Annotated in this window: 25 protein-coding genes; 12 read left to right on the top strand and 13 right to left on the bottom strand. The window is 62.5% G+C overall.

The genetic code is table 11. The features are described 5' to 3' along the window. Nucleotides 1–38: 38 nt before the first annotated feature. The gene (locus AC1DSF_RS28320; RefSeq protein WP_478183888.1) at nucleotides 39–968 is read left to right on the top strand and encodes a LysR substrate-binding domain-containing protein; all 930 of its coding nucleotides are present in this window, start codon (nucleotides 39–41) and stop codon (nucleotides 966–968) included. Nucleotides 969–983: 15 nt separating this feature from the next. Here the strand turns inward: AC1DSF_RS28320 and AC1DSF_RS28325 are convergent, their stop codons facing one another. After that, nucleotides 984–2,912, bottom strand: coding sequence for a hybrid sensor histidine kinase/response regulator (locus AC1DSF_RS28325; protein WP_478183889.1), 1,929 nt, complete (start codon nucleotides 2,910–2,912; stop codon nucleotides 984–986). 82 nt (nucleotides 2,913–2,994) lie between these two features. After that, complete coding sequence (locus tag AC1DSF_RS28330) at nucleotides 2,995–3,390, bottom strand: MAPEG family protein (RefSeq protein ID WP_478128546.1); 396 nt, start codon at nucleotides 3,388–3,390, stop codon at nucleotides 2,995–2,997. Between the two features lie 91 nt (nucleotides 3,391–3,481). Here AC1DSF_RS28330 and radA point away from each other — a divergent pair, with 91 nt between their 5' ends. Further along, on the top strand, nucleotides 3,482–4,873 hold the full coding sequence (radA, locus tag AC1DSF_RS28335; RefSeq protein ID WP_478183890.1) for a DNA repair protein RadA: 1,392 nt from the start codon (nucleotides 3,482–3,484) through the stop codon (nucleotides 4,871–4,873). Between the two features lie 241 nt (nucleotides 4,874–5,114). Continuing rightward, entirely contained in the window at nucleotides 5,115–5,504 is a 390-nt protein-coding gene (locus AC1DSF_RS28340) for a hypothetical protein (protein WP_478183891.1), read from the top strand. A 132-nt stretch (nucleotides 5,505–5,636) separates the two neighbouring features. Here the strand turns inward: AC1DSF_RS28340 and AC1DSF_RS28345 are convergent, their stop codons facing one another. Then, complete coding sequence (locus AC1DSF_RS28345) at nucleotides 5,637–6,374, bottom strand: hypothetical protein (RefSeq protein WP_478183892.1); 738 nt, start codon at nucleotides 6,372–6,374, stop codon at nucleotides 5,637–5,639. Between the two features lie 154 nt (nucleotides 6,375–6,528). On the opposite strand from AC1DSF_RS28345, the gene AC1DSF_RS28350 reads away from it, so the two are divergent. From AC1DSF_RS28350 to AC1DSF_RS28360, 3 genes are all read left to right on the top strand, one after another. Beyond that, on the top strand, nucleotides 6,529–7,728 hold the full coding sequence (locus tag AC1DSF_RS28350) for a hypothetical protein (protein ID WP_478183893.1): 1,200 nt from the start codon (nucleotides 6,529–6,531) through the stop codon (nucleotides 7,726–7,728). Nucleotides 7,729–7,952: 224 nt separating this feature from the next. Next, nucleotides 7,953–9,986, top strand: coding sequence for a hypothetical protein (locus tag AC1DSF_RS28355; RefSeq protein WP_478183894.1), 2,034 nt, complete (start codon nucleotides 7,953–7,955; stop codon nucleotides 9,984–9,986). Nucleotides 9,987–10,221: 235 nt separating this feature from the next. Further along, the gene (locus AC1DSF_RS28360) at nucleotides 10,222–10,968 is read left to right on the top strand and encodes a hypothetical protein (protein ID WP_478183895.1); all 747 of its coding nucleotides are present in this window, start codon (nucleotides 10,222–10,224) and stop codon (nucleotides 10,966–10,968) included. 163 nt (nucleotides 10,969–11,131) lie between these two features. On the opposite strand, the gene AC1DSF_RS28365 is transcribed toward AC1DSF_RS28360, so the two are convergent. Next, nucleotides 11,132–11,458 carry a hypothetical protein gene (locus AC1DSF_RS28365; RefSeq protein ID WP_478183896.1) on the bottom strand — a complete coding sequence of 109 codons (327 nt, stop codon included), beginning with the start codon at nucleotides 11,456–11,458 and terminating at the stop codon, nucleotides 11,132–11,134. Between AC1DSF_RS28365 and AC1DSF_RS28370 the strand changes: the two genes are divergently transcribed. Then, complete coding sequence (locus AC1DSF_RS28370) at nucleotides 11,457–11,816, top strand: PaaI family thioesterase (protein ID WP_478183897.1); 360 nt, start codon at nucleotides 11,457–11,459, stop codon at nucleotides 11,814–11,816. The two genes, AC1DSF_RS28365 and AC1DSF_RS28370, sit on opposite strands and share 2 nt — an antisense overlap. Before the next feature lie 109 nt (nucleotides 11,817–11,925). Continuing rightward, entirely contained in the window at nucleotides 11,926–12,951 is a 1,026-nt protein-coding gene (locus AC1DSF_RS28375) for a diguanylate cyclase domain-containing protein (RefSeq protein WP_478183898.1), read from the top strand. A gap of 40 nt (nucleotides 12,952–12,991) precedes the next feature. Here AC1DSF_RS28375 and AC1DSF_RS28380 read toward each other — a convergent pair whose 3' ends face one another. Further along, entirely contained in the window at nucleotides 12,992–13,705 is a 714-nt protein-coding gene (locus AC1DSF_RS28380) for a hypothetical protein (RefSeq protein WP_478183899.1), read from the bottom strand. On the opposite strand from AC1DSF_RS28380, the gene AC1DSF_RS28385 reads away from it, so the two are divergent. Then, entirely contained in the window at nucleotides 13,704–14,195 is a 492-nt protein-coding gene (locus tag AC1DSF_RS28385) for a glycerate kinase (RefSeq protein WP_478128556.1), read from the top strand. The two genes, AC1DSF_RS28380 and AC1DSF_RS28385, sit on opposite strands and share 2 nt — an antisense overlap. On the opposite strand, the gene AC1DSF_RS28390 is transcribed toward AC1DSF_RS28385, so the two are convergent. Next, nucleotides 14,192–15,178 carry a recombination-associated protein RdgC gene (locus AC1DSF_RS28390; protein ID WP_478183900.1) on the bottom strand — a complete coding sequence of 329 codons (987 nt, stop codon included), beginning with the start codon at nucleotides 15,176–15,178 and terminating at the stop codon, nucleotides 14,192–14,194. The genes AC1DSF_RS28385 and AC1DSF_RS28390 overlap by 4 nt on opposite strands. 245 nt (nucleotides 15,179–15,423) lie before the next feature. Between AC1DSF_RS28390 and AC1DSF_RS28395 the strand changes: the two genes are divergently transcribed. Together AC1DSF_RS28395 and AC1DSF_RS28400 are read left to right on the top strand one after the other, a co-directional pair. After that, a complete protein-coding gene (locus tag AC1DSF_RS28395; protein ID WP_478183901.1) occupies nucleotides 15,424–16,362 on the top strand; it encodes a branched-chain amino acid transaminase in 939 nt (312 codons plus the stop codon). A gap of 5 nt (nucleotides 16,363–16,367) precedes the next feature. Then, a complete protein-coding gene (locus tag AC1DSF_RS28400) occupies nucleotides 16,368–16,580 on the top strand; it encodes a zinc-finger domain-containing protein (protein ID WP_478144902.1) in 213 nt (70 codons plus the stop codon). Here AC1DSF_RS28400 and AC1DSF_RS28405 read toward each other — a convergent pair. The 7 genes from AC1DSF_RS28405 to AC1DSF_RS28435 all read right to left on the bottom strand — a co-directional run bounded on the left by AC1DSF_RS28405 (nucleotide 16,546) and on the right by AC1DSF_RS28435 (nucleotide 25,141). After that, nucleotides 16,546–17,823 carry an O-antigen ligase family protein gene (locus AC1DSF_RS28405; protein ID WP_478183902.1) on the bottom strand — a complete coding sequence of 426 codons (1,278 nt, stop codon included), beginning with the start codon at nucleotides 17,821–17,823 and terminating at the stop codon, nucleotides 16,546–16,548. The genes AC1DSF_RS28400 and AC1DSF_RS28405 overlap by 35 nt on opposite strands. Nucleotides 17,824–17,953: 130 nt before the next feature. After that, on the bottom strand, nucleotides 17,954–19,138 hold the full coding sequence (locus tag AC1DSF_RS28410) for a sensor histidine kinase (RefSeq protein WP_478128561.1): 1,185 nt from the start codon (nucleotides 19,136–19,138) through the stop codon (nucleotides 17,954–17,956). A 40-nt stretch (nucleotides 19,139–19,178) separates the two neighbouring features. After that, nucleotides 19,179–19,892, bottom strand: a complete 714-nt coding sequence (locus AC1DSF_RS28415; protein ID WP_478144905.1) for a response regulator — start codon at nucleotides 19,890–19,892, stop codon at nucleotides 19,179–19,181. A 73-nt stretch (nucleotides 19,893–19,965) separates the two neighbouring features. Further along, the gene (locus tag AC1DSF_RS28420; protein WP_478183903.1) at nucleotides 19,966–21,594 is read right to left on the bottom strand and encodes an NAD(P)/FAD-dependent oxidoreductase; all 1,629 of its coding nucleotides are present in this window, start codon (nucleotides 21,592–21,594) and stop codon (nucleotides 19,966–19,968) included. A gap of 7 nt (nucleotides 21,595–21,601) precedes the next feature. Beyond that, nucleotides 21,602–22,441: a beta-ketoacyl synthase chain length factor gene (locus tag AC1DSF_RS28425; RefSeq protein ID WP_478128564.1), complete on the bottom strand. Its 840-nt coding sequence runs from the start codon at nucleotides 22,439–22,441 to the stop codon at nucleotides 21,602–21,604. After that, nucleotides 22,438–23,631 carry a beta-ketoacyl-[acyl-carrier-protein] synthase family protein gene (locus AC1DSF_RS28430; RefSeq protein ID WP_478128565.1) on the bottom strand — a complete coding sequence of 398 codons (1,194 nt, stop codon included), beginning with the start codon at nucleotides 23,629–23,631 and terminating at the stop codon, nucleotides 22,438–22,440. Before AC1DSF_RS28430 ends, AC1DSF_RS28425 begins: the two co-directional genes overlap by 4 nt. Before the next feature lie 139 nt (nucleotides 23,632–23,770). Beyond that, a complete protein-coding gene (locus tag AC1DSF_RS28435) occupies nucleotides 23,771–25,141 on the bottom strand; it encodes an AmpG family muropeptide MFS transporter (RefSeq protein ID WP_478128566.1) in 1,371 nt (456 codons plus the stop codon). A gap of 87 nt (nucleotides 25,142–25,228) precedes the next feature. On the opposite strand from AC1DSF_RS28435, the gene atzF reads away from it, so the two are divergent. After that, nucleotides 25,229–26,950 (top strand): allophanate hydrolase, encoded by a 1,722-nt coding sequence (atzF, locus tag AC1DSF_RS28440; RefSeq protein WP_478128581.1) that lies wholly within the window; start codon nucleotides 25,229–25,231, stop codon nucleotides 26,948–26,950. Nucleotides 26,951–26,983 lie beyond the last annotated feature (33 nt).

Consider the following 26,983-nt stretch of genomic DNA (forward strand, 5'->3'; position numbering starts at 1 on the left):
TAAAAGCCGATGTGCATCGGCTAAAAAATGAAGCTTTCATGGCGATTCATAAAAAACCGTTATCTATGCGCGGCCTGCCCTCCGTGCGGCAGTTGCGCGCCTTCGTCGCCGTGTATCACAGCGGCCAACTGTCGAGCGCGGCGGACCAGCTTGCGCTGACACAGCCGGCCGTCAGCGTGCTGCTGCGCGAATTCGAGCAACGCATGGGCTTGCGCATGTTCGATCGCACCACGCGTTCCCTGCGCAGTACAGAGGCGGCCGACCAGGCCATCGTCTTCGCCGAACGCGTGCTGGCCGAGCTGGACGCGCTCGGTTCCGCGATGTCTGATCTCGCCAGCGGCCGGCATGGCCGCGTGCGCGTGGCTGCCACGTCGACCATTGCGCAGACCCTGATGCCGAAGGCCATGCAGCGCTACTTCGGCACGCATCCGGACGTGCAGGTCAATATCGACGACTGCGCGCCCGGTCAGTTTGTCGAACGCATCCAGAGCGAGCAGGTGGACTTCGGCGTCGGGACGCTCGACGGCAAGGTCGCCGGGCTGGAAGAACGCGTCTTCGTGCGCGACCACCTGAGCGTGATCGTCGACCGTGGCGTGCGGTTGTCGTCATCTCCGCAGATCTCATGGAAACAACTGGCCGCGCATCCGCTGATCACCGTGAAGCCGGGCTACGGCGTGCGCGGCAGCATCGATCGCGCCGCCGCCCAGGCGGGCGTGGAACTGAAGATTGCGCACGAGGTGACTTTGCTGGGCACCGCACTCGCGATGGCCGCGAGCGGACTCGGCGCTTCGGTGCTGCCCGCGTCGATCCTCGCGCACGCGAGTTACCCGAATCTGGTGGCGAGGCGACTTGTGCGACCCACGGTGGCGCGCAACATCGCGGTGATCGTCAAGCGCGGCCGATCGCTGTCGCCAGCGGCCGAGGCCTTCGCGGAACTGCTGACGCGCGAATTCGGCGCGAGCCACTGAGCACGAAGAAACCCTTCAGCTTGACAAACGCGCGCTGTCGGAAGCCGGGATGCCCGCATCGGCCGGCGCCGCACACAGCTCTCGCAGTCGCTTCGCCAACTGCTCGGGCTGCACCGGCTTGAACATCACCACCAGACCGCTGTCGTAGGCGGCACGCACGAGCACCGGGTCGGTGTCGCCGGTGATCAGGATGACAGGCAGCATGCGCCCGGCCTGCGCTCGCAGGCGGTGCGTAGCGCCGATGCCGTCGAGTTCGCCGGCCAGCCGGAAGTCCACCAGCATCGCGTCGAGCCTCGCGCCTTCGCGCGCCACCACGACGCTGGCCTCGTCCACCGTCTGCGCGGTGTGGATGGCAGCGCAGTAGGGCGCGAGCCATAGGCGCATGGCCTCACAGACTGCTGCCTCGTCATCCAGCAGCAATACGTGCAGTGGCCGCTCGGGCGCCGCTGCGCCAGCGCTCGCCAAGCTGGGCACAGGCGCACCGGCAACATTGGCGAGCGCACCGGCCTGCGCCGCGGCGCTGGGGCGCAGCGGCAGCTCGATCCAGAACACGCTGCCCCGCCCCGGCGTCGAATGCAAGCCCACCTCACCCTCCAGCAGCACGGCGAGCCGCCTGACGATCGCCAGCCCGATTCCGAGCCCGCGCACGCTGTCGCGATGCAGGTTGTCCACCTGGTAGAACTCATCGAACACGCGCGACAGGTGCGCGGCGCCGATACCGCGCCCCGTGTCCCACACGGCCAGCCTGATGCGCCCGCCGCGCGGCCGAGCGCTCACCAGCACGCCGCCGCGCTCGCAGTACTTGAAGGCGTTGTCGACGAAGTTGAACAGCACGCGCAGCAGCAGATCGCCGTCGCTCACGATCTCGCACGGGATCGGGTGAAAGCGCAGCTGCAGCCCGGCCGCGGCCGCGCGCTCTTCATACAGTTGGGACAGGCGCAGGAAGATCTGATCCACCGCCACTGGCGCGAACACCGGCTGCACCGCGCCAGCGTCAATCTTGGAAATGTCGAGCAATCCGTTGAGCAGACCGCTCACCGACCGCGTGGCCTCCACCACCTGATCGGCCAGCCGTTGCGCCGGCGTACCCTGCACTTCGCGCCGCAGCGCCTCGGAGAACAAAGCCAGTGCGTGCACCGGCTGGCGCAGGTCGTGGCTGGCGGACGCGAAGAAGCGGCTGCGCTCGGCGTTCAGCCGCTCCAGGTCGTGCGACTGAGCCATCAGCTGTCGCGACAGCTCTTCCTTCTCGATCTGCGAACGCAGCCCGGCGCGCAGCAGTTCGCCTTGCTGGCGCGCAAAACGCCACGCCACGATCGCGTACAGCAGGATGTAGGTGCACAGGGTCCAGCCGACCGCTCCGCCCTGTACCGCGGCGCGTGTCGCCATGCCCAGCGCCAGCGGCACGAGCCACATGTAGGCGGCCTTGCGCGACGGCGCCACCACCGGAACGACGCCCGTCATCAGTCCCGATACGAACACCGCCTGCACCGCCAGCCACTCGGTGGGGATCGGCCCCAGCGGCATCAGGAACCAAGGCCCCAGGCCCCAGACCACGCTGGTCGCGGTGTAGGGCGCGAAGTAGCGCCAGTTGCCGGCGGGTTGGCGTTCGGCGTATTGGGGGGACGGGTACACCCGCAGGTTCTGTTCGAGGAAGTACAGGCGCACCATCAGCACGCCACACACCAGTGCCACCCACAGAAAAATGGCAAGCCGAGGGCCGGTGAGCGCCGAGAAGACCGCTGCGAACACCGCCACCGCCATCAGGCCCTGGCGCACGGCCGCATGGCCCAGCACGAACAGCCGCCGGCGCAGCCGGTCTTCCAATTCGCGATCCAGCAGCGCGCCCTCGGCGAGATCTGCCACAGGCCCCAAGCGATCCGCCTCGCCGGCCGAAGCCTGCGGTGTGAACCCCTGGCCGGAAGGCTGATCGAGGCTGGCCGTCATGGTCCGGTGAGTCTAGCGCCGGGACGCTGCGGCGGCGACCTTTGCGGCGCTGCATCTTCCGCGCGCCTGGCGCGGGTTGCGCCTACAAAATGGCCATGATCATCATCACCAGACCCACGATGCTGATCGTCCAGATTGCAGTGCGCAAATAGATGATTCCGGCGTAGTACACCGGGATGTACAGCACGCGAGCCCAGAAGAATATTTCCGCCCCCAGGGCAACTTTCGGATTGGTGGCCCCCACTGCATGTGCGACCAGCGCGATCACGGCAAAGAGCGCGAAGTTCTCGAAGGTGTTCCGGGCAGTGCGTTCGGCCCGTCCTGCGAACGGCGTCGCCACTGGCAGGTTGTCGCGATTCCCGAACGCAAGCATGGTGCCGGAGAAGGTCCATCCTCTGACTCGAACGAGGCCCGCGACAAGCGACGTGAGCCACGCAAGTACGGCCATGTAGATCACGAGCTTCAAGGTGGAGGTCATATCAAGCTCCGGGTTGATTGCCATCGAGCAGAGGGTCTCGCGCGCCATTGTGCGCGGAGCGGCGCCCCTGCGCCTCCCTACACTTGACGGCATGGCCAAAGAAAAAACGATTTACGTCTGCACCGAATGCGGCGGCACGAGCGCCAAATGGCTCGGCAAATGCCCGAGCTGCGGTGCCTGGAACACATTGATCGAGCAGGTCGCGGCACCCGCCGGCGGCACCGCCAACAACCGCTTCGGCACCCAATTCGCGGCGCTCGCCGGATCGGCCGAGCTTGCAACCCTTTCAGAGATCGAAGCCACCGACATCGCGCGCACGCCCACTGGCATCGACGAACTCGATCGCGTGCTGGGCGGCGGCATCGTCGACGGCGGCGTCACGCTCATCGGCGGCGACCCGGGCATCGGCAAGTCCACGCTGCTGCTGCAGGCGGTGGATGCGTTGCAGCACGTCGGCCGAAACGCGCTCTATGTGACGGGCGAAGAAAGCGGCGCGCAGGTTGCATTGCGCTCGCGCCGACTCGGGCTGGAGCGATCGCAGGTGCAGGTATTGGCCGAGATCCAGCTTGAAAAGATCATTGCCACGCTCGACGCAACGCGGCCGGCGATTGCGGTCATCGATTCGATCCAGACCGTCTATTCAGATCAGCTCACTTCGGCCCCCGGCTCTGTGGCGCAAGTGCGCGAATGCGCGGCGCACCTCACGCGCTTTGCCAAGGCCAGCGGCACGGCAGTCGTGCTGGTCGGGCACGTCACGAAAGAAGGCGCTCTCGCCGGCCCGCGCGTGCTGGAGCACATGGTCGACACGGTGCTGTACTTCGAAGGCGACACGCATTCGAGCTTCCGCCTGGTGCGGGCGATCAAGAACCGCTTCGGAGCGGTGAACGAGATCGGCGTGTTTGCGATGACTGAGCGCGGGCTCAAGGGTGTGGCGAATCCGAGCGCGATCTTTCTGAGCCAGCATGCGGAGCCGGTGCCCGGGAGCGTGGTGCTGGTGACGCTGGAAGGCACGCGGCCGATGCTGGTGGAGATCCAGGCGCTGGTGGACAACGGTGGGCCGAGCCCGCGGCGCTTGTCGGTGGGGCTGGATCGCGATCGGCTGGCGATGCTGCTGGCGGTGTTGCATCGGCATGCGGGCGTGGCTTGCATGGATCAGGACGTGTTCGTCAACGCGGTGGGCGGGGTGCGGATCAGTGAGCCGGCGGCGGACTTGGCCGTGATGCTGGCGATCACGTCGAGCTTGCGCGGGAAGCCGTTGCCCAAGGGGTTCATTGCGTTTGGGGAAGTGGGGCTGGCCGGTGAGGTGCGGCCGGCGCCGCGTGGGCAGGAGCGGTTGCGTGAGGCGGCGAAGCTGGGGTTCAGCGTGGCGATCGTGCCGAAGGCGAATGCGCCGCGGAAAGGGGCGAAGGAGATTGAAGGGCTGACGATTCATGCGGTGGATCGCATTGAAGAGGCGCTGGATATCGTGAGGCAGATGCAGTAGCAATAGCGCTCGATATACTGCCCAAGTCGCGTCGAACAAGGACGTGATCGGGATTGGACTCCCGGTAAGCAACCTCTGCGGCGAAGGTCGCAGTTGCCTGCATGGTTTGCGGATTCGCCGCGTTGTGCCCCCTTATGGCGGCTCGACGGGCGGGCGCAAGCCCGGCCGGTTTCTCGCAAGAGGTTGCCCGGTAAGTCCAACTCGTCGAGTCGCCGCCTCGATTGGACTCGGAGCGGCGGTTTTGAAGACTGCAACTTCTTGGGAGGCCAAAAAAATGGCTAAGTCTGGTCGCATTGCCGCGAGTTCTTCCGGCAACTCCAAATCCAAAAGACGCAAAGCCGTTGGACGCCGACAGGCGACAACTACCGCGCTTCAGAAATCAGAGAAGAACAAGGTCGCCCGCAGCGCCGCGCTACTTGTCGAGGACGAGTTCAACAACTTGCGCGCGGCGCATCGTGCGTACGCTTGCATGCAAAACTTTCTGACGCCGAGCTATCTGCAGGAAATCGAGGAGTTCCGTATCCAGCCGATCGAGTTGAGCGCCTTAATGGAGGTGGTCAACGCGGAGATGGTGCGGCGCATGCAGACTGTGACCGACGCGATTCAGTCGATGCGTGAGGCGCTGCACTGAGGGCTGCCGAGGGTTCGACCGCTGCCGTTGTTCCCCGGCGCGGATGTTTACGGCGGTATAGGGACGCCCGCGCAATCCCCGAAAGCGGCCGGGGACAGTTCAACCAGCAAGAACGCCCACTCATGTCGTGCGCTACTCGACTCGGTCTATTCGCTCTGCTAAACGAGTCATGTAGTTCAACATGTCATGCTTGAGTTGCGATACCTCTTGCGAAGTAAATTGGATTCTCTCTCCAAGCCTCAAGACTGGTTTGAGCGACCGGGGAGTGGCTCCGGAAACCTGCTTCACCATTCGGTCGGTCGTAACAGCGCCAGCATGAACGATTACATGTCGAGCGGCTTGTCCAAGGATTATGTTATTTACTATGGCATCGCGTTCTAGCTTGATGCCAACGTACGATTCGAAGGCGCGGGCTGTTGATCCCATGTCTTGAAAAGTGAAATCCTTCTTTGCGATAAGTAGGTCCGCTGCGGCGCTTTGCAGATTCCAGTTGCGGTCCTTCATTTCTCTGAAGGTCAGTTTGATGTCTTCATCAAGTAAGGCATTGTTGTCAGTACGATCCAGTTCATGTGCAATCGCAGTGCGGAAAATATCACCAAGGCTTGACGCGAAGTGAGAGACAAGCAGGACGATTGCCTGGTTGAAGATCACTGAATAGCGCAACCGCAGGGAGTCATTCTGGCGAATCCCTTGAACAATTTGGAGGACGCGACCCCCGTTCATTTGATCCGTTCCGTGATGAGGTTTCAGCCGCTCATGAAGTTCTTCAAGATTCGAAACGACTACTTGGAGAACCTCGCGATCGAAATTGACGAGGCGTTCAACGTCCTCGGCGTTGGATTGAAATCCGTCTAATATTTCTTTAAGCATGTTCGATCAATATACGACGAGAGTGCTCGGGTAGATAATCAGCATTTTCTTGATCGCAATTTCCATTTGAAATAGTACTACACGAAAGCAGTGTAGTGGTTCGCGCCTCGAGTACATTAGTCCCATCTCTCATCGCCCGCAACAGCTTAAGTAGATGATTTCTCTCCCGAAGGATTCAACACCTGCAACGCTGGAGGAGTTCTTGCGGGAAATCCGTGCGGCACCCGGGCAATCGCTCAGATTGCCAGTGACGACCGAACGCGGAGGCGTCTTCGGCTTTTCTGCGCTCGCGATTCAAGCCGTCCTGACATGGGCTCGCTTGCATCCCGGGCCGAGGGTATTGCATGTTGCCCCTTCATACGCCACGGATGAATCGACGCGAACTCGATTCGCTGCCTCGCCGTACGGAATGGGTGCGCTCTACTTTGCGCAAGAGGTTAGAAGCGGAGCGACGATCATTTCTCGCAACGAAGCCCTGAATGATGTCGCGCCTCACGTGAACGCTATGCAGACATTGGACTATCGATCCACCGTCCGTGGCGCTGGCGCGTTTCTCTGCTGCTTTCAGGGCGCCCGAAACGAATTCTTGAATGCTTTGTATATTCGTCGCAAGCGTGGAACAAATACAGATGTGACTGTCAGAGGGCACTCTGGTCTCACAGCGGTGCTATCTAACATGCTCGAAGCCGCTCAAACTGGACTTAGTAAGAAGATTGGTGAAACTCATCTCAGTTCTCTGAGTGCACTTGTCTATCAGCTTTTTAACAACGCTGACATTCATACCGCAGCGGATGAGAGCGGAAATATCTATGAATCTGGATTGCGAGGAATTCAGCTGCGCTTACACCGGTTTACTGGTCTTGATGATATTGAAAACTACGTGCGAGGTGATGCAAAGCTGGCGAACTATTTGATGAAAGTAGCCATGCTGACACCAAATAGGGCGAAGGGATCCGCCCCGGGTGCTCCAAGAACATCGTCAACCTTCATCGAAGTGTCCGTCTTTGACTCGGGTCCGGGCCTGTCCTTAAGATGGCTCGCGGCCAAACGCGGAATGAGCAGTTACGCAGATATGACTCTTTCGGAAGAACTTGAGGGGGTGCGCAAATGCTTTGAGCTTCATTCCACCACTCAATCGTCGGGCTTTGTGGGGGATGGACTAGTAATCGCCAGGCGATCGATGGTCCATCTGAAAGCCTTTATGGCACTTCGGACAGGCCGGCTTAGCTTGATACAAGATTTTTCTTCGAAAGACCAGCAGGCATTTAATCCTCAGCATCGCTTCGTCAAGACGCCGCTTCTTAGCGAGATTGCGGGAGCTTCGTACACCATATGCTTCCCTACTCCGAACTGACAAACCCCCCGGGATTCTTTCATTTCCGTTGGGAACTGGCCGCATCGTGCAGCGGCGCTCGCGACGTTGCCGTTGCTTTCAAAGTTCCTGGAGCACTAACCGACGGCGCTCTTTCGGAGTTGTTTGAAACTGTTTGCCGAGGGCCGCTACTCCCCGATGCCGTCATCCTACTGCAGATTGACGGTGACGCTTCACCTCTCAAGTTGGAACTTGTTAAGCCATCCGTGTCAGACGCGCTGTTGCGCTTTCAAGATCGGTTGCCACTCCTGTTGGCAGAGTTTTGCCTAAAGGATCTATCTATTTCCGTGATCGGAATCCGTCCGAGCGAGGAGGCGAAAAGTGAAGATATCGTGAACTACGTGCATTCGAATGCGAAGGAAATGTTCAAGGCGGGTCTTGCTAGCATCTTCAATAAGGAAATCGTAACACTCGCGCCTGTGGGTTATTCCTTCCTAAAGCCGTCGGGCAAGACGGCGCCGTATTTCATTCGAGCCGATGCTGGTTTAGCATCGTCAGGTGCAATTGCATTCACTGCTTTGGCGCTTTGGAAAAAGCTCGTCAGTGATCGCGCGGAGCTTCCGTTCACAATCGAGCAGATCATGCTCGACACCATGGCCATCTCACCCGTTGCCTTCTCTCTGCGTGAGCTATTCGTGCTCGCGGGACTAAAAAGGCAACCCATAGTGGAGAGCTTTCATTCGTATGGTGGAATAGAGCATGTTCCACAGCCAATTCGAGGTCAGTTGCTTTGCCTAATATCAGCATCGTCCTCGATGGAGATGCATAGAGAGTGGGTTAGAACGAAGGGAGTTGCTACAACAGACGCAGTGACCCTGGTGACTTTCGAAGACTGTGAGGACGCTTCGGCCGCCCTCTGTCTCCTGCCGTGCCAACTTCGGCCACTAGTCGCGCGCACATCTGCCGCTCATCATATTCGCATATCTGGCGAAAACTTCGTCGCTGGAAGCGAGGCTCCTAAGCAGATACTTCTTCGGAAGCCAATCCATTCCTGGCCCGATGGCGTCAAATTGTTGCGTCAGAGCGCGATTGACGAGCAGACGCCACTTTTTGATGTGTTTCGACCATCCAAGCACTCGAGCGTGACAAGGCGCGCTTTGTTTGTCGAAGCAGAATTGCTTGCGCAGTCTTCGACGTTCAATCAATTTCTAGAGAAGAAGCTGCCGCAACACATTCGGGCCATTACTCGGCAGATCATCCATCAAGATGATGCAGGGTCAAAAGAGCTTGCGGAGCGAACTGCGGTTTACTGCAATGAGATCCTTGGAATCGGAGAAATTAGTCTTTTAAGTTTCACAGATGTTGCGCGCGACCCTACAACCGTAGAGTCTGACGTGGGGATCATTGTGATTGGTGTTATTGCCGGGGGGGGATCAGCACTCTTGGGAGTCAGTCGCAACCTAAGAGGAGTCCACCGTGGCCCACGACTGTTTCTGATTGGAATTCAAGTCGCGGAGGCATCATCACAACTCAGAACGCTCGACAACAATCTCCGGGCATCTGCGCACGGAGCCTCAATTGAAATTGTTCGCTACGGTGAATTGGCGATCGGATCGTCGTTGATGGCGAGCTTTGAAGACGAAGTTGTGCTGTACTCAAGTAGTGATGTGGCTGCCATTCCAGAGGCACTGCGTGAGCGCCAGACGTTGTTAAGCTCCGCTCAAAGCCGACGCTTGGATCGCGCTTTCCTTCCCTGGGATGCCGATTGCGCTAGAAGTCTGATTCTGCGGAAGGATTTTGTGTTTTGGGACCCTGGATATGCGGAGGGGCCGCATCAATCAGCCGTCTTGGCGACCATCGCTGTTCTGCTTCAGCGCGCTCGTGAGTCGTCCACCATATCAGAGTCGAATAGGCTTCACGCGCCTCGCCCAACTCACGTTACGTTGGACCCGGAGAACTTTGCAAGATTTGATGATGGCATCATTCAAGCAGCGATCCTTCGCGCCGCACTTCCCAGCGAATTGGATTATCGAAGCGATCATGCTGCGAGCGCGCATCTTCGAAGTTATCTGATACGCTGCACAAGCTATATCGGTACGAGTCGAGCGGAGGGCGTTTTGGAGTTCTTGCTTGCACTCACAACAGGAAAGCTTCAGCTCACGGAGGACGACAAGAAGCTTGTCATTGATGCCTTCAAAAGCTATGCGCAAAACAATGTCACGGCGATTGCTGAAGTGATCGAATGGTTTGTCCGCAAACTTCGCGGAGACATGGACACTGCCTCCTCACTTCCTATCTGAGGCTCACACTAGATTTACGGTGGTGCAAGCGGACCGCCCCCGCACACCGGTCGCGCCGGTGGCGCCCAGTTCGAGTGCGACATCGCGGCTGTAGGCGTCCCTGTCGGAGCCGGTCGGACCATGACCGACGCACCCATCGTGTGAGCCATGGAGAAAAAAAATCGAGACGATCACGCGTGGTCCGCAACTTTCTTCATAACTCGCATGCGGCAGATCGCAATCTAAGATTGCTGCTATGACCAATGAGAAGATTCCGATGACCTTTGTCTCACACACTGTGGAATTCCATATCTCTACCACATGGATGCGCGCTGGGGGGCTGGCGCCGTTCTACATCAGTATGGCCGAGGACGCATTTGAGCAATTTCTAGGCGAGATCGGCAATCCGGTTTCAGAGCCTTCCCCGGATGAAGATCCAATGCCTCACTTTGCGTATGAAGACAGAAGGCTGAGCGCATCCATTCGGACGATCGTCTTTTCCGCGATGGCAACAGAGGCTGCAATTTACGACTTTGCGGCGATCCATCTTGGTGATAAATATGTGCTTGATCATCTTGATAAGCTCGACGTTGTTGCGAAGTGGACGGTTATTCCTCAGCTTGTGTTCGGTGGCGCGCTCCGTGCAAATGGGCCTGCAATGAACGCACTACGCACGCTTGCCAAGCGACGGAATTGGTTGGTACATCAGAAGTCGGCGCCTGGTCCCTTCGATGAAAAACTCATAGCGAGAGCGAACCAGCAAGACTTGCAGATCGCACAAGACACAACAACTGCATTTCAGGCAATCGTCCTTCTCGCCTTAGAGTTGGACCGTCTGCTTAAGACGCCTTCCGGCGTCCTTGGATTCTTCGGCGAGCGTTCGGCGGTTTCGACCCGATCTCGATGCGCCGACGTGGTTGCCTCCTGCAAGGAAATTCACTTGCGCAGTTACCGAAGTCACAAAGAGACCGACAGCGAGCCACTTCCAACCAGCCGCTTTTGAACGTGCAAGGTCCGACCTCGCTCGCTGGTGACGCCCATTCGGCATCTCTCTACGCGCCACGGCGCTCGTCGCCACGCGCCCGGTAGCTCAGGCGGCAGCACGGTCGACAACCTATCGCGCTATGACGTCGAAAGGAGCTTCGGTCTGGCTGGGCACGCCCCCCTTACCGGGGCGGGCTGCGCAGCCCGAATGACGACCGATGAGCGAGCTGCATGTTGAAGATGCCTAAGACATCTGCTTCGGCGACGCGGTCGCACCGGTGGCGGATTCGCGCATCTTTGCTGCCAGCAGTGCGGCCGGCAAACTGGATCGCGTTGACTGCGCGCTGCAGGCAGGACCCGTAGCGCACACAGCGATTGCGGATCGATTTGCGGCTCAGCCGCGCGCAGCCGCCCTCGGCGCGACAATGCCCCACCCCACCAGCAATCAACTCCATGAACGACGATTTGGACGCACGAATCCGCTCAGGCAAGGCCCTGAGCGAATCCATGGGCAATTTCCACGTGACCGAATGGAACCCCGAACGAAAGGCCCTGAAGGCGGCATTCACGGTTCGCCCCGAGTACTGCCACACCAATGGCACGATCGCCCAGGGCGGATTCATCACAGCCTGGCTCGATGCGGCAATGGCGCATGCAGTCATCCATGACACCGGCCACACGCAAACCGTCTTCAGCCTGGAGATCAAGGTCAGCTTCTACGAAAAGGTCGCCCCCGGTGAGGGATGGGTAGAAGCACGAGTGATCCGACGCGGCAAGCGGGTGACCTTCATGGAAGCCTCGCTCTACAACCCTGCAGGCAAGTTGGCGGCCGAGGCCACATCGACCGGAGTACTGGCAGATCTTTGAAGCGGAGGGGCAGCGCGGGTGGGGCGGAATAGGGGCGGGTGAGTGAGTCGTCGATATAAAGTAGCCAAGGTCCGTCTCACCGATCCATCACGCAACGTTGGAGCTCCGCATGAATCTCAGGCCGGTCAACCCCAAACTCGTTCTCGCAGTCGTGGGCCCGGCAGCAAGCTTGCTCCTGGGGGCTGCCAAGCTGAGTGACGATTTCCGGAAGACGCTGATCGACATCTTCCTGGTCCCGGCCAACACCGTCGTGCATGTCGACGGCTCGGTGCTCTTGCTTTCCTGGCCATTGCTCATCTTCTCGATGTTGCTTGCGGCGGGCTGTGCATGGTTCCTGGTCGACAGGCTCTGGTTCGCGGAAAAGGTGGAGAGCAAGCGCAAGGACGATGAAATCGAGAACTTGAAGCTGATGTTGGCTTCGATCAATCGCAGCTTCACGCTCGACGTCGTCACCGGCATACCTCGGCAGGATCGTCTTGAAGAAGACTTCGCGATGTTTGCGCAGGCGCAGGGTTTGAAGCGCGAAGGCCACTTGATCCTCCTCGACATCCATGACTTCAGCAGCGTCAACCAGAAGTTCGGATTCGAGCGCGGCGACCGGTTGCTCAGGGGCATCGTGCAGAAGATCCACGTCAGCATGCGTAGAGACGAGGAGATGTACAAGAAGAAGTTTGGCGATGCCCCCATCGGCAGCGAGTCGCTCGGCAAGGTGCCGTTGACGCAACGCCGCTTCTACAGAAAGTACGCGGCGGGCGACGAGTTCTTGTTCCTGGTCCGGGGCGATCTGACGGAGGCGCTGGGGTTCTGCAACCGCTTGCGCGATCTCTTTCGCGCCTTCAATACCGAGCCCATCCTCGACGAGCGAATCGCGCTGAGTTTTCGGTGCGCGCTGGCGCAAGTCCATTGGCCCGACCCTGCGAACGCGAAGCGCTATGCGCAAGACGCGCTCGAGAGGGTCAGCGAGTGCTACACGAGCTTTTACGCCGGCCGGGCGGCAAAGCCTGTCGACAACTTTGAAATCTGCTGGAGCGTCAACTCGGAGCCTGACAATCGACCCGAATTCGAGCGATCGTTTGCATTCACGAAAGCGCTTGAGAAATTCGGTGTCACTCGCATTGGGCTGCAGCCGCGCTAGCTCGGCGATGAAAGCCGCTCCTCGGCGCACTGCGGAAGGGCTAGTTCTTGGGGCAAAGAGACAGCGCGGCTTGCGCTTCGGAGCATCGATTCGTCGGTGCCGAATTGGCGGATCGAGATCCGGCACGTGATGAAGCTGCTTCGGCAGGACGCGCGCCATTGGCTGTGACGGTGCCCACGGCGTCGTCCTCTGGCTGTTCGACAGCCAATGCAGCCGTCAGGAGTGGCTTGACGTTCTCCGTGACCGACGCGGCCATCCAGTTCCACTTCGATGCGACCGAACTTCTGATGGATGACCAGCGATCCGGAGACGCACTGGAATTCCAATGTGTAAAAGGCCCCAGCAGCAGCACGAGGAAGACCAGCAGCAGGCCAGCACGCATTGCTGTCGAGTGCTGCGAAATGCTGCGGTCGCGCCCATGCGTTGGTGTGGGCGATGGCGTTGAAGGCAATGGTGCTCCACGCGCTCTGGCTCGCGGCCTTTGCCTTTGTGGTGGTAGCGAATCCGCAACCGCGCTGGCAGACGTGTGCGCCCCGAAGCGCACACCCGAAAACCTGCCGTGGCAAACGCAGCAATATTTCGCTCGATCACTGTTCGCGGAGTGACACGCGTCGCAGTACTTCGTCATGAAGAGAGTTTGTGCTTGCGCTTGTGCGGGCTTGTACTGTTTTGTTTTTTCTTCGGCGTGGATGTAAGAGAGCGACTGATTTCGCTGTCGAAATCGGCCGCGTACTCGGGCGACAATCGGTGCCATGAATTTCGGCAAGATCCTCGTTCCCATCGTCGGCGTCGTATTGATCGGCTTGGCCTATCGCAGTTATGGCTGGTCCGGCGTGGCGCTGGCCGTCGGTGCCATCGTGATGTTCGTGCTCTTGAACATCAATCGCGCGATCACTGTGTTGAGGCGCGCTGCCGATCGGCCCATCGGCACTGTGGCAAGCGCCGTGATGCTCAACGCCAAGCTCAAGCCGAAGGCAACCCTGCTTCACGTGGTCGCAATGACGCGCGCCATCGGCGAACTCCGCACACCGAAGGACACGCAGCCCGAAGTGTTCCGCTGGACGGACGCGGGCGGCTCATGGGTCGATGCCACCTTTGTCGGTGGCAAGCTGACGGAGTGGACGCTGGTGCGGCCCGAGGTGGCCGAGACGGCGGAGGACAACGCGGCCGAGGGGCTGCCAGATGGGCGCAGCGCCGATGCGGTCAAGCCCGGCGCGGCGGACGCGCTGCGCCCGCCCGTTTAGAACGGCGCCGACTCGTCCTCTAGAGCTTCTTCCACCGCTGGCTTGGCCTTCGCCGCTGGCGCCGCATCGACGGGCGCTGCGCCCAGTTGCATTTCACCGCCCAGCGCGTCGATCAGTTCCGGCACCAGCTGGCCGAGCTCGCCAGTGGCGATCGCAGCATCGGCGTCGAAGTTGTCTTCCTTGCCAGAAGCCGGCGCGTCGTCGAGCGTTCCTTCCAAAAACACGATCTTGCGAATCTGCAGGCCTTCGGTGAGCTCGAAGGAGACGCGGTCGTCCCACGTCATTGCAAGACGCGTGGGCCGCTTGCCATCGGCGATATGCTGCCGCACTTCCTCGATATCGAGCGGGTGTTTGGCGTAGCGCACCACGGCCTTGGACTCGTCGCTTGCCTTCAGCTCGCATTCGCGATCGATCGTGAAGCCGGCCGGCGGCTCCTGGGTCGAGAGCCAATTCGACATGGCGACTGCGGGTTCGACCTGCGTGTTGACCAGTGCCACGGCGAAGCCGTCGAGCGCCTTCACGAGATTGGTCACGACTTCATCCGCGCGCGCTGCGTTGCTTGAATTGACGACGAGCCGGCGCGCAGTCGGATCGATCCACACCGCGACGCGCGCATGGCGCGTGAACGCCAGCGGCAGCAGCTCGTGCGTGACGTCTTCCTTCAGTTCCTTCTTCTCTTTCTTGCCGGGCTTGCGGCCGGTGGTTGCCTCGATCTGCGCGGCGCGCTCGTCGACCTTGCGGCGCACGACCGAAGCCGGCAGCGTCTTGCTTTCGATCATGAATTCGAGCAGCCACTGCCCGCCGATCGATTCGGCAAGAGGGCCGTGGTCTTCGCCCCGAGGCTCGATCCAGCCGGTGGACTTTTCCTGGGAGGGGCTGCAGGGGACGAAGCGCTGGGCGTCGAGGCACTTCTCGACCTGATCGAGCGACTGCGACCACGTGGGCTCGATGCGGTAGACGATGACGTTCTTGAAGACGGACACTGAAACCCTTTTCTTGGCTGGATGAAAACACCCCCATGCGCCTGTGGCGCTCCCCCTGAAGGGGGCGCAGCCAGCGGCCCGGCAAAGCCGGTTCCGCGGCTGCCCTGGTCTCGGGTGAGCCAGTTTCATGGGTCGCGCGCAGCGCGGGGAAGACAAAGCTGAGCATTGTCGGTGCGGCGCCGACGGTCGCGGTCGTAAAATCGAAAGCTTTTGCGACATACCCCCTACGCCTGAGGACCAAGAACATGAGCGCGCTGCCCCCCTCACTGGACGACCGTGACGGCAAGATCTGGATGGACGGTGATCTCGTGGAGTGGCGCGACGCCAAGATCCACGTGTTGACCCACACGCTGCACTACGGCTGCGGTGTCTTCGAAGGCGTGCGTGCCTACAAGACGGTCGATGGCACGGCGATCTTCCGGCTGGCGGACCACACCGAGCGGCTCTTCAACAGCGCCAAGATCCTGCGCATGAAGATTCCCTTCACGCCCGAGCAGTTCAACGAAGCTCAAAAGCAGGTGGTGCGCACCAACAATCTCGACAGTTGCTATTTGCGCCCGCTCGTGTGGATCGGCTCCGAAAAGCTCGGCGTGAGCCCCAAGGGCAATCGCATCCACGCGATGGTCGCCGCATGGTCCTGGGGTGCCTACCTCGGCGAAGAAGGCATGAAGCGCGGCATTCGCGTCAAGACATCGAGCTACACGCGCCACCACGTCAACATCACCATGACGCAGGCCAAGGCGGTGAGCAACTACAGCAACTCGATCCTCGCCAACATGGAAGCGCTGGACGACGGCTACGACGAAGCTCTGTTGCTGGACGCGAGCGGCTTCGTCTCCGAAGGCGCGGGCGAGAACGTGTTCGTGGTCAAGGGCGGTGTGGTGTACACGCCTGATCTCTCGGCCGGCGCGCTCAACGGCATCACGCGCAACACCATCCTGCACATCTGCAAGGACCTCGGCATCGAGCTCGTGCAGAAGCGCATCACGCGCGACGAGGTCTACATTGCCGATGAAGCATTCTTCACGGGCACTGCAGCCGAAGTGACGCCGATCCGTGAACTCGACCGGATCGAAATCGGCAAGGGATCGCGCGGCCCGGTCACCGAAAAGATTCAGAACGCGTTCTTCGACATCGTGAACGGACGCAATCCCAAATACGCCCACTGGCTCACGAAAGTCTGAAGACCATGTCCTCTCCAAAAGCCGTCATCGAACTGCTCGCCAAGGACCTGAACGATCAGGGCGGCGTGTTCTGCCCCAACCCGAAGGCCGACATGCAGCTCTGGAGCGCGCACCCGAAGGTCTATCTCGACGTTGCGCGTACCGGCGAAGGCAAGTGCCCGTACTGCGGCACCGTCTACCGCCTCAAAGCGGGCGAGGTGGTGGGGAACCACCACTGAGTCCCCGGGGCCCTGCGAGCTTCAAGGCGATCCGGCGCGGCACCAGTTCCCGCCACGGGTCGCCCGCTTCCTGCGCGAGCCGCAGGTAGACCATCGTCACCCACAAAATCGACAGCCCGATCTGCGCATCGCGGAGCGCGGAATTCAGGCTCGTGGCGATCAACAGCACCAGGATCGCCACGAAAGCGCGGCGTCCGGTCAGGTCGTTCCGGCGCCAGGCGACCCAGACGCCCGTAAGGATGATCGCCAGCAAGCTCAGCGAGCCCGGGATGCCCGCCTGCGAGCCCATCCAGAGCAGATCGTTGTGCGGCATGTTGTAGTCGGCCAGCAGCTTGGGCCCGCGCAAGTGCCACTGCTCCGTCCAGCCGCCGATGCCCCAACCCATCAACGGCTTGTCCGCGATCATGCGGGCCGTATCGCGGTACATGTAGTAGCGCACGACCCAGCTTCCTTCTGAGACGGTGCCCGCTTCTGCCGCCTCGAGTTCCTGCAGGCCCAGCACGAATTTCTGGTGCACGGAAGGCGTGTTCCAGATGCCCACCGCGCCCACTCCGGCAACAAGTGCAATCGCCGCGGCGAGCACTCCGAGCCGCTTGCGCCATTGGTGCACGCACGCTGCAGCAATGGCCAGGATCAACGCCAGCAGCGAAGTGCGAGAGACCAGCGCGAGCGTGATGACCACGGCCACCGCCAGCGTGAGCACAAACGCCGGCAGGGCACGGACGAATCGATGTTCCCTCGTCGCCTGCATGCCATACACAGCGGCCGTTGCGCCCATGATCGTGAAGAGCAGCGCGTTGCTGATCGATTTGTTTCCGACGGGCATCAGCACTCCACGCCAGACTTCCAGCACCGGAAGACCGACCGTGTAATACAGCGCGATCAACACGAAGTTCAAGAGCCCGATGAGCCAGAAGCCTCGCAGCGCCCAAACCGCTTCGTCTCGCGTGAGCGCCATCGCCATCAGCACCGTCGCCGCGATGCGCAGCCCGTGCCCCAGATTCGACCCCGTCTGCGGATAGTGCCGCCCCAGTGCCAGCACGATCAGCGTCCAAGCCACATAGACCACCACCGGCCACCAGAACGGACTCGCCCGAAGCCTTCCCGCCCGTTCGCGAAGCCCTCCCGCACAAAGCAGCGCAATCAAAAGCAGAACCGCCGCCGCATAGGTAGCCCCCACCGGCATGAACACCGTAAGCCCCCAGACCATGGCCGCGGGCCGGACAATGTTCGATCTCTGCATGGCCGCGATTCTAGAGAGCCGGGGGTGAGCAAGTGACACCGCGGAACCGGCTTCGCCGGGCCGCTGGTGTCGCCCCCGGTAGGGGGTTGGCGGCTACACGAAGTGAGCAAGCCTGGGGGCGAGTCGGCAGTCAGTGCGGCAAGGTAATCACGAAGCTGGCGCCGCCGCCCGGCCTGTCCTCGCAGCGCACATGCCCTCCATGGCGCTCCGTGATCGACTTCACCAGTGCCAGCCCAAGCCCGACACCACCGTTGCGCTCACTCGCGCCGGGCAGGCGATAGAAAGGCTCGAAGATGCGTTCCCGTAGCGCAGCCGGCACTCCAGGCCCGCGATCGTTGACGCGTATTTCAGCGGCCCCGTTCCGGCTTCCGATTTCGACGCTGGTTTCGCCGGCGCCATAGCGCCGGGCGTTTTCAAGCAGGTTGCGGATCGCACGGCGCAGCAGTCGCGGCACGCCGCGCACCGTGAGCACATCGCCATCGGTGCCTTCGATGACTTCGAGATCGGCATCCACGCGCGCGCATTCCTCAGCGGCGAGGCCCGTGAGGTCGACCGTCTCGACCGTCCCCATGTCGGCTTCCTTCGCGTCGAGCCGGCTCGCCAGGAGGATTTCGTCGATCAGCTGATCGAGTTCGCCGATGTTGCGCGAGATTTCATCGCGCGCCGCGCGGCTCGGCCGTTCGCCCATCAGCTCCAGGCCCATGCGAATGCGCGTGAGGGGCGACCGCAACTCGTGCGACGCGTTGGCGAGCAGCGACTTGTGCGAGCGCACCAATTGCTCGATGCGCGCGGCCGCCGCGTTGAAGCGATTGGAAAGATCGGCCACCTCGTCCTGCCCGTCCTCGGCCACGCGCACGGAGAGGTCGCCTTCGCCCCACCGCTGCACGCCCCGCTGAAGCTCTTCGAGCCGCTTGGTGAGCCGTCGCACGATCGGATAGACACCCAATGCGACCGCCACGCCCACCAGTGCCACCATCCAGCCCAGTCCGAAGGGCGAGCGCCATGGTGCGAAGGCCGACGGCGAAGGCGGACGGTCGCGCGGTGCGACGCGCAGCGTGAGGGAGCGACCATCGTTCAGCGTCACGTCGAATTCCAGGCCCTGGCCTGGCACGCGCGTCGCCTTGCCGCCGCCGATCGCGTGATCCTGATCGTCGAGCACGACGACATCGCGCGGTACGGGCGCGAGCCTTTCACGCTCGTACTCGGCGGCCTCGCGCACGATCCAGTTGGCCGTCAGCGTGAGGATGAACACGCCCGCGACCACCGCCAGCCAGATGCGGACGTAGAGATGGCGCTGATAGAGCTTGAGGAGCATCGACAGAGCAGGGCGAGTAGGGCGATTGGGGCCGAGCGGGTCAGTCTTGCTGCTTGGCGAACACGTAGCCGACACCGCGCACGGTCAGGATGCGCTTCGGATTCTTGGCATCGACCTCGATGGCTGCGCGGATGCGGCCCATGTGCACGTCAATCGAACGGTCGAAGGCTTCGAGTTCGCGGCCACGCACGGCTTCCATGATCTGGTCGCGGGTCAGCACGCGGCCCGCACGCTCCGCCATCGCCGCCAGCAGGTCGAACTGGTAGGAGGTGAGGTCCGCCGGGGCGCCGCCCACGGTGACCGTGCGCGCATTGCGATCGATTTCGAGCGAGCCGAAGCGCATCACCGAAGGCGCGCTCGCATCGGCGGCGCCTTCGCCGCGGCGGCGCAGCACGGCGCGGATGCGCGCGAGCAGTTCGCGCGGCTCGAAGGGCTTGGGCAGGTAGTCATCGGCGCCGATCTCGAGACCGATGATGCGGTCCATGGGGTCGCCCTTGGCGGTGAGCATCAGCACCGACACCTTGGCAAGCCCATTGGGCAGTGCGCGGATGCGGCGACAGATTTCCAGCCCGTCCGTGTCCGGCAGCATCAGGTCGAGGATGACGAGGTCGGGCGTGCGTTGCTGCAGCAGGTCGAGCCCGCTCGCGCCGTCGGCCGCATGGCTGAAGCCAAAACCCGATTGGGTCAGGTACTCGCCGACCATCTGGGCCAGTCGAGTGTCGTCTTCGATCATCAGGAGTTGTGGGGTACTCATGGGTTGCTAGGTTCTTCCTGCGCCGCCAAGCAGGCTTGAACGCTTCGTAAAGTTGGGTAAACGGGCGGGGCTTTCATCCAGGCGCAAAAAGCATGGGCTCCTGCGGGAGCTCAGAGTTCGGCGGCGGGGATCTCTCGGCCAGCGCGGCGCGCAATGTGTCGGCAGCGAGGCCGGGGTGGGCGCTGGTAGCGCGATGCAGAATCTCGGCCGCCAGCACTCTCAACTGCTGCGCGGAAGCCTTGATGCGCGCCTCGAAGGCCGGATCGTCCAGCCGATCCGTCAGGCACCGATTGAGTTCGGCAAACCAAGGCAGCGCTGCCTGGTCGAGCATCACCGCCTCGTTGCGGCGGGAGCTCACGCCGGACCATGCGCGCAGGAATTCCTGCACCGCAAAATTGAGTCTCTGGCAATGCTGGAGCTCGTCGCGCAGCCGGCCCAGGACGGGCAGGTCCGTGAGCCGATGCTGGAAGAAGATCTGCGACAGCACGCCCCAGTAATAGGTGTAGTCCCAGATCACCTTGACCGGCAGCACTTCCGGGTCGCCGAAGAGCGCGTATTGGTCGGTGTAGAGCGCCAGCGTGCTCTCATAGAACGAGTGATAGATCTGGTCATAGAGCTGCGCCCGGGCCGCAACCGCGTGGCCCGCTCGGTCGTGCGCTATCAAATCGGTGATGTAGGTGTTGCCCACGGCGATGAAATCGCTGCCGGGCGAATAAAACGGATCGAGAAACAGCCCGGCCTCACCCGTCATCGCCCAGCGTTGGCCGGAGAAAACCTGCTTGCAGCCATACGAAAAGCCTCGAAAGAACGCAAAGTCCTGCAGCAGATCGCGCTTGCCGTCGAGGTCGTCGAAAAGGCGCGGCTGCCAGGTACCAAGCCACTGCATCGCCTTGTCGAAGGTGTCCATCCGGTCCAGCGGATGCAGGCGCGGGTCGGCCACGATGCCGACCGAATGAGACCCCGATGCCAGCGGGATCAGCCAGACCCAGTAGCCTGCGCCGACGAGATGGTTGGTGGAGAGCCAGCGTGCTCGCGGTTCGCAGCGCGCGCGCCATTCCGGGTCATCGGACCAGTCGTCGATCATGATGCGCGCGCCGATGCGAAACCACACGGCATTGCAGTCGTGCGCGTTGGGTTCTGCCAACCCCAGCTTGCGCTTGAGCATGCCAGCGCGCCCGCAGGCGTCGATCAGCCAGCGTGCATGGATGACGCGTGATTCGCCATTGCGCGACCACTCGATGCGGTGCGGGCGATGCGCGTCTTCGGCCAGGTCGATCCGGCGAACGGTCGCGCTGTCGATAAAGCGCACTCCGCGGCGCGCGGCTTCTTCGGCGAGGTAGTTTTCGAAGATGCCGCGATCGATCTGGTAGCTCGGCACCGTGAGGTAGCGGCTGGCGCCGATTTCGGTGACGTTTTCGATATCGCGCCGGCCTTCGCTGAAGAAGAACCGGAAGCCGAACTTGCGCAACTGCGCGTCGTGCATGTGCGGCTTGAGGCCGAGCACGGTGTCGAAATAATGCGCGCCGATCTCGACCGAAGACTCGCCGACCTTGTGCGTCGCGTGCGGCACCGGATGTGTCCGGCGCTCCAGCACCACGATGTCGATGTCGGCAAAGCGTTGCTTGAGCTGAAGAGCGAGCGTGAGCCCGGCAAGGCCGCCACCCATGATCACGACATCGTGTTCAGAGGGCGCATTGCTCATGAGGTCCTCAGCTTTGYCCGGCCAGTTGCAACGCGGGCTGCAGTTGAAGCTGCAAAGACAGCTTGGCCGATAGTGGCAGGCTCAGCGACTCTGCATCGTCGCGCGCGAGTGCCTCGAAGAAGGGCAATGCGTCAGCCATCGCGTTCGCATCGAGCGCGCGCGCGGCATCCGTTTGCAGCGCTGGCACCGTGGCGGCGCCCGCGGCGAGCGACCAGTCGAGCGCCGCGACAGTGCGCTCGGAGCGAACCGGCGAAACGATCAGGGCAACTGCAAGCAACCCCCGACTGGTGGTCACCGACGCAAGCGCGCCCACGGCCGGCATGTCGTAGCCGACGAGCAGCACGGGCCGCTGGTCGGCGGCACATTGCGCCGCGGCTTCGAGCAGGCCGGCGGCAAAAGTGCTTTCGTAGGCAGTGAGCGAATTGCTCGCGGCCATGCAGCCGGTGCCGATCGTCCAGTAGCCCACCGCCGCGTTGTGCACCGAGTTGTGGAACTTGATCGGCGACAGCAACTTGGGGTCTGTCGCAAGCGTGCCGCACATGTAGTCATTGATGCCGAGGTCGCCGTGCGCCGATGCAAAGACGCAAGGCAAGTCAGCGGCATTGCGGCCCGCGCTGGCGGTCGCCGCTGCGGCGACTTCGAGTGCAAGCGCCACGGTGTCGGGCGCGCGGCGGCGCTCGGCAGGGGCAAGGACTTGCGGCGACGGCCGCTTGGCGGGTGGATCAACCGGGCTTGCTTCGCCGCGGAAGACGGCGCGGGCGGTGTCCCAGCCGGGCAAAGTGGGCGCCCAGAAGGCGGGACCTTCGATGAAGAGGGTGGGAGTCTTTACTTCTTTTGTGCCGCTCATGCCGCTGCTCCCTTGCCGAAGATGAGCGAGCAGTTGTTGCCGCCGAAACCGAATGAATTGCTGAGCGCATAGCGCACTTCGCCGCGCGCGGGCTCCAGCTTGATCTGAGGGCCGCACTCGGCGTCCAGCGTCGCGGTGTTGACGGTACCGGGCTTGAGGCCCGTTTCGATCGCCAGCAGGCTGATCACGGCCTCGACGATGCCCGCCGCACCGAGCGTGTGGCCGGTAAAGCCCTTGGTCGAACTGGCGTGCGTGGTTTCGGGAAAGCGCCGCGCGACCAGCGCGCCTTCGACTTCGTCGTTCTTGGTGCTGGCCGTGCCGTGCATGTTGATGTAGTCGATGGCGTCTGCCTTCAGCCCTGCGCGTGCGAGTGCATCGTCGAGCGCCTTCTCGGCGCCCAATCCTTCGGGGTGTGGCGTGGACATGTGATGCGCGTCGCTCGCCTCTCCGTAGCCCAGCAGTTCGAGCCTTCCCGGGCCGCGCTCGACCAGTGCGAAGCCTGCTGCCTCGCCCAGGCTGATGCCATTGCGGTTCGCGTCGAAGGGGCGGCACGGTTCGGGCGAAACCAGTTCCAGTGAATTGAAGCCGAAAAGCACGCTGCCGCAAAGCGTGTCGACGCCGCCCACCACCGCTGCATCCGCCAGTCCGAGCCGAATCAGGCGTTCGGCCGATGCGAACACCTTCGCACTCGACGAGCAAGCGGTGGAGATGGTTTCCGCCGGCCCTTCGAGGCCCAGTGCCTCCTGCACGAACATCGTCAGCGAATGCGGTGTGTGGACCTTGGGGCGCCGCTGGTCGGCAGGGAACGCACCGTCATCGAGCCGCGTGTAGGCCGCTTCGGTTTCTCCGATGCTCGAAGTGGATGTGCCAAGGATCAGCGCGATGCGCGCGGGGCCGTAGCGCTTGCGCGCTTGCGCCACGGCGTCCATGAAGCCATCGGCCTGCAGCCCCATCCAAGCCAGGCGGTTGTTGCGGCAATCCCAGCTTGCGAGCTGCTCGGGGAGCCGCAGTTCTTCGACGCCCTCGACCCGTCCGATCCAAGTCGGCAGCGGCGTCGGGCCGAAGTCGTTCGCGCGGAGCCCGCTGCGCGATTGTTCGAGCGCTTCGAGAAGAGGCGCCTTGCCGGAGCCGACGGACGACGTCGCCGTGAAGGCGCTGATGTGCAGTGGGGATATGCGTGAAGGTGACACGATAAAAATCGGGTGTGGGCCGAAAACGGAAAACAGAAAACGGAAGACGACCGTGAAAACCGTAAAGCCTAACAGCTAGCTTCCGAGCCGGACGTCAGCCAATACGCTGCCGATCCCGGACCCGGGCAGGCCCGCGGGATCACGACGGCGCCGAGCTGGCAGTCTCTGCGGACGCGGCCGTCTTGCCGTTGTTGTACGACCGCGATGCCAGCGCCACCAGGAACAGCACCGGCACGCCCAGCATCGCAGTGCCGGTGAAGAAGGCGCTGTAGCCATGGGCATCCACGAAGGCGCCCGAATAGCCTGCGATGAACTTCGGCAGCAGCAGCATCAGTGAGCTGAACAGCGCGTACTGCGTGGCCGAATAGCTCACGTTGGTCAGGCTCGACAGGTACGCGATGAAGGCCGCCGAGGCGATGCCGCCCGCGAGGTTGTCCGCCGACACCACCAGCACCAGCGCCGTCAGATCGTGCCCGTGCGTTGCCAGCCAAGCGAAGAGCAGGTTGCTCGCGGCGCTCAGGACGGCGCCAAGCATCAACACGCGCATCACGCCCAGGCGCATCGACAGCACGCCACCCACGAACGCGCCGGCCAAGGTCATGATCACGCCGTAGATCTTGCTGACGGTCGCTACTTCGTCCTTGGTGAAGCCCATGTCGACGTAGAACGGATTGGCCATGATGCCCATCACGACGTCGCTGATCCGATAAATGGCGATCAGCGAAAGAATCAGCACGGCTTGCCACCGGTAGCGGCGGATGAAGTCGGCAAAGGGCTCGATGAGGACGCTTTCCAGCCAGGCCCCGACGCTTTTCGGCTGCGGCAGCTGCATGCGCACGGGTTCGGGCGAGAGGAGCACGGTGATCACGCCCACGGCCATGGACCCGGCCATCACCAGGTAGGCGAACTTCCACGCGGCGTTTTGATAGCCGGCGACTCCCGACACCTCGGCCCAGGCGGCGATCCACAGGACGCCCGCGCCGGCCCAGATCATGGCAAGGCGATAGCCCGTCTGATAAGCCGCCGCCAGGGCAGCCTGCTTGCGGGTCGCGGCGGATTCGATGCGGAAGGCGTCGAGCGCGATGTCCTGCGTGGCTGAACCGAAGGCAACCAGCATTGCGCACCAGACCAGCGGCGGGAGGCCGTCGCGGGGATCGTTGAAAGCCATGCCGCAGAGCCCGGCGACAACCGCCATCTGCGCCAGCAGGAGCCAGCCCCGTCGCCGGCCGAGCAGCGTGGTCAACGGTGGGATCGGCAATCGGTCGACCAGCGGCGCCCAGACCCACTTGAAGCCGTAGGCCAGGCCGACCCAGCTCAGGAAGCCGATGGTGGTGCGGTCGACGCCAGCTTCCCGCAGGCGAAAACTGAGCGTGCCGAGCACCAGCAGCAGCGGCAAGCCGGCCGAGAAGCCGAGCGCCAGCATGCGCAGGGTGGCGGGTTCGAGATAGACCTTGAGCGCATCGCGCCAGGGCGGGGAAGGGGTGGCTTCGGCAGCCGGTGGTGCGGACATGGAGAGGCGTCGTCGAGGTTGCCCATTATTCCCGCATGTTCCCCTTGCCCTGTGCGGGCCACGGGTCCGGTGTTCGAAAACGCTGGCATACCCTTTGCAAGGCATCTTGTACACAAGACAGGATGCTTAACGATGGTGCATGAAGCCGCGACGGCGTGGATCACGAAGCTGGACACGCCTTTGTACGGTGCCGAAAAGGGCCCGCTGGCAGGCCTGCGCTTCGCGGTCAAGGACAACATCGACCTGGTCGGCGTGCCCACCACTGCAGCATGCCCGGCGTTTGCGCAGACGCCGACCGCGCATGCGCAGGCGGTGCAGCGGCTGCTCGATGCCGGTGCGTCCATGCTGGGCAAGACCAACCTGGACCAGTTTGCTTGCGGCCTCAACGGCACGCGCTCGCCCTATGGCGCGGTGCCGAACAGCTTTGACGCCCGGTACGTTTCAGGGGGATCGAGTTCCGGTTCGGCCTATGTCGTGGCGACGGGACAGGTGGATTTCGCGCTGGGCACCGATACCGCCGGCTCGGGGCGCGTACCTGCGGGGCTCAACAACATCGTCGGAATCAAGCCCTCGCGGGGGCTCGTCAGTGCGCGCGGGGTGGTGCCGGCGGCGCAGAGCGTGGATTGCGTGTCGATCTTCGCGCGAACGGTCGATGTAGCCGCCCGCGTGCTGCAGGCGGCAATGGGCTTCGATGCCGAAGATCCGTATTCGCGCGATCTCACGCTGACGACGCAACCACTGCCGCGAAGCTTTCGCTTTGGTATTCCTTCGACGCTCCGATTTTTCGGCGATGCCCTCTCTGAAGACGCATTCGCTCGCGCCGTCGAACAAATGCGTGAGCTCGGCGGTACACCCGTCGAGATCGACTACGCGCCACTCGCCGAGGCCGCGGCGCTGCTCTACGACAGCGCACTGGTGGCCGAACGCTACGCGGCCGTGCGCGGCTTCTTCGACGACCACGAAGCCGAGGTGATAGAGCCTGTGCGCGGCATCATCGCCCAGGGGCGACGCTACAGCGCTGCGGACTATGTGGATGCGCGCGTGAAGCTCCAGGCGCTCGGGCAGCGCGCCGCTGCCATCTGGAACGACATCGACGTGCTGATGGTGCCCACCGCTCCTACGCACTACACGATCGAAGCCATGCAGGCCGATCCGGTCGCCCTCAACCGCAACTTGGGCGAATACACGAACTTCGTGAACCTGCTCGACTACGCCGCAATCTCGGTGCCGTCGAGCATCCGCGGCGACGGGCTTCCTTTCGGCATCACGCTGATTGGCCGCTGCGGCAGCGACTTCCAGCTTGCCGAACTCGGTCAGCGCTTTCACCATGCGACCGGACTGCCACTCGGTGCGACCGGCGAGCCGATGCCCGGGCCTGCACCGCTGCCGCTCGTTGCGTCAGCGCCGGTGATCAAGGTGGCGGTGGTCGGCGCCCATCTGTCGGGCATGCCGCTCAACGGACAGTTGACGGAGCGGGGCGCTCGCCTGCTGCAGGCCACACACACGGCGCCCGAGTACCGCCTGTTTGCCTTGCCCGGCACGGTCCCACCCAAACCTGGATTGCTGCGCGTGGCGCCCGGCGAAGGAGCCGCGATTGCTGTCGAAATCTGGGAGATGCCGCTTGCGCAATACGGCAGCTTCGTCGCGCTCATCCCGGCGCCGCTGGGCATCGGCACCCTCACGCTCGCGGACGGAAGCAGTGTGCAGGGCTTTCTTTGCGAATCGCTCGCCCTGGTCGGTGCCCTTGATGTCACCCAACACGGCGGATGGCGCACCTATATCGCATCGCGCGTGCCGGTGGCCGCCTGAGGCCCGCCAGTCAGTTTCAACCTCGATCCTTTC

The sequence above is a fragment of the Variovorax sp. 01N429 genome (genome assembly GCF_056399425.1).